The sequence below is a fragment of the Rufibacter sp. JT3400010 genome (assembly GCF_054956755.1).
On sequence record NZ_JBUDXA010000043.1, the window covers coordinates 1 to 787 of the forward strand.

Sequence of the window (787 nt, forward strand, 5' to 3'; positions counted from 1 at the left end):
GGTTGTGGTCTAAAAAGTATGATACTTGGCTTTAGTAGTATTTCTGTGGGCAAACATGATGTTCAAGCTTGCCATATGGTTTTCCTTTTTCTTTGAGAAGCAGGTAGTTTTTCTCACAAACCTTCTGTTGCGGGCTCTGAGGCATGTATTTACCCCTTCGATATTCCTTGTGTGGACTTTGCCGATTTTATGCTTCTGCTCCGGCAGCACCTCAGTGAAAGAAGGCCAGTGGTCAGTGCAGAATTCCCCTACTTCCACCTTCTCCAGTTGCCTATAGAGCCTACGCACCGTTGCCGCGCTTCTGCTCCCGCAGGAATAGGCAAGTATCTCGTCGTTCTCGGCGCTGTAGGCATAGAAAAGCCAGAACTTGCCCCTCTTTTTCCTGCCCACGTAGCTCCAGACCTCATCAATCTGCACTGATCCATAGCTTTGCAGCCTGGGTTTTATCTCCAGGCTTGTGCCATGCCTGCATAAAGTATTGAGCACGCACTGCCTGCTCACGCTCACGACCTGCTCTATGTCGCGCACGCCACTGTTCCTCTCCAGCATCCGCAGGATAATAGCCCTTGTAGCCGGGTCCGCCCCTTTGTTCCCGTAAGTGGCCAAAAATTGTTTGCCGCAGGCACGGCACAGCAAGTTCTGGGCGCCGTTCTTCTTCTTCCCGTTTTTCACTACCTTGCTGCTCTGGCAGTGGGGACAGTTTACTTTGATGAGGATCTCGCACATTCCATCATCTTGAACACTTCACTGCCAGCTTTTATCCCATCATACTTTTTAGACCACTACC

The 787-nt window shown here is 50.3% G+C and carries 1 protein-coding gene; it reads right to left on the reverse strand.

What is annotated here, in order from left to right; translation table 11 throughout:
- Positions 1 to 9: 9 nt before the first annotated feature.
- On the reverse strand, positions 10 to 726 hold the full coding sequence (locus tag ACY0JR_RS21170) for an IS1 family transposase (protein WP_462636164.1): 717 nt from the start codon (positions 724 to 726) through the stop codon (positions 10 to 12).
- Positions 727 to 787: the final 61 nt, after the last annotated feature.

Bases quoted from the DNA above. Each gene is read 5' to 3' on its own strand.
- ACY0JR_RS21170 (WP_462636164.1), bottom strand. From the start codon at position 726: ATGTGCGAGATCCTCATCAAAGTAAACTGTCCCCACTGCCAGAGCAGC.